General features: G+C 61.5%; 2 protein-coding genes. Both read right to left on the reverse strand.

Annotated features, from left to right (window positions below; genetic code table 11):
* Nucleotides 1-2: 2 nt before the first annotated feature.
* Nucleotides 3-1253, reverse strand: coding sequence for a formyl-CoA transferase (gene frc, locus SB772_RS38955; RefSeq protein ID WP_410838384.1), 1251 nt, complete (start codon nucleotides 1251-1253; stop codon nucleotides 3-5).
* A gap of 26 nt (nucleotides 1254-1279) precedes the next feature.
* The coding region (locus tag SB772_RS38960) for a thiamine pyrophosphate-dependent enzyme (RefSeq protein ID WP_410838385.1) at nucleotides 1280-1786 on the reverse strand (507 nt) is incomplete at its 5' end.

Here is a 1786-nt window from a genome sequence, read left to right on the forward strand (position 1 = left end):
CGTCAAACCGCTTTGACTTCGCGCAGGTTGAAGATTTCCTGCTGGCTATAGCCAAGACTCGCCAGCACTTCGTCCGTGTGCTCGCCGAGCAGCGGCGACGCGGTGACTTCCGGCTTCATATCGGAGAACTTGATCGGACTGCCGACCGTCAGATACGTGCCGCGTTTCTTGTGCGGCACTTCAACGATCGTGCCGCTCGCGCGCAATGACGGATCGTTGGCCAGTTCCTTCATCGTCAGCACTGGCGCGCACGGAATGTCGAACTTGCGCAAGATGTCGACCGCTTCGAATTTGGTCTTGTCGGCGAGCCAGGCTTCGATGGTTCCGAAGATCTCGAAGATATGCGGTTGACGTGCTTCAGCGGTCTTGTAAGCCGGGTCATCGATCCACTCGGGTTTGCCGAGTGCCTTGCAGATCGGCTCCCATGCATGGCCCTGAATCGTGAAGTAGATGTATGCGTTCGGATCCGTTTCCCAGCCCTTGCACTTGAGCACCCAACCCGGCTGACCGCCGCCGCCCGCATTGCCGCCGCGCGGCACCACATCGCTGAATTCGCCGTGCGGATATTGCGGATATTCCTCGAGATAACCCACGCGCTCCAGCCGCTGCTGGTCCCGCAGCTTCACGCGGCACAGGTTCAGCACGCTGTCCTGCATCGACACCGCGACCTTCTGGCCCTTGCCGGTCTTGTCGCGCCCGATCAGCGCGGTCAGAATGCCGATCGCCAGATGCATGCCGGTGTTGCTGTCGCCGAGCGCTGCGGCGCTGATGGTCGGCGGACCGTCCCAGAAGCCGGTGGTGGACGCCGCGCCGCCTGCGCATTGCGCGACGTTTTCGTAGACCTTCAGGTCGTCGTAGTGATGGCCGTCGCTGAAGCCCTTCACCGAAGCGACGATCATCTTCGGATTGAGTTCGTTCAGGCGTTCCCACGAAAAGCCCATCCGGTCCAGCGCGCCCGGACCGAAATTCTCGACCAGCACGTCAGATTCGCGAATCAGCTTTTCGAGCACTTCCTTGCCTTCGGGCTTTTTCGTATCCAGCGTGAGCGACTTCTTGTTGCTGTTGAGCATCGTGAAGTACAGCGCGTCGGCGTCGGGGATGTCGCGCAACTGGTTGCGCGTGACGTCGCCCGAGCCCGGGCGTTCAACCTTGATCACGTCGGCGCCGAACCAGGCGAGCAGCTGGGTGCACGCGGGGCCGGCCTGTACGTGGGTGAAGTCGATGATCTTGATGCCTTCGAGAGGTTTGGTCACAGTGATATCTCCGTAGTTGCCCTGGATTACTTTTTCATCGCCGCGCTTTGCGGATTCAGATTGGTCAGGCGGCCGCTTTCGGTGCCGGCCGCTTCATCGATGACGGCGTTGATCAAGGTCGGCTTGCCCGATGCGATCGCTTCGACGAGCGCCTTCGTCAGTTCTTCCGGCGTGGTCGCGTTGTAGCCGACCCCGCCGAAAGCCTCGATCATCCTGTCGTAGCGCGCGCCCTTCACGAACACGGTCGGCGCGACGTCCTTGCCGCCCGTCGGGTTCACGTCGGTGCCGCGATACACGCCGTTGTTGTTGAAGACGATCGTGCAGACCGGTAAGTCGTAGCGGCAGATGGTTTCGAGTTCCATGCCGCTGAAGCCGAACGCGCTGTCGCCTTCGATCGCGACAACCGGTTTGCCGCTCGTCACCGCCGCGCCGATCGCGAAGCCCATGCCAATGCCCATGATTCCCCACGTGCCCGAATCGAAGCGTTTGCGCGGCTCGTACATGTCGATGATGCTGCGCGCGTAGTCGAGCGT

Origin of the sequence: Paraburkholderia sp. SIMBA_030 (genome assembly GCF_046535245.1) — a bacterium.
Classification (GTDB): Bacteria; Pseudomonadota; Gammaproteobacteria; order Burkholderiales; family Burkholderiaceae; genus Paraburkholderia.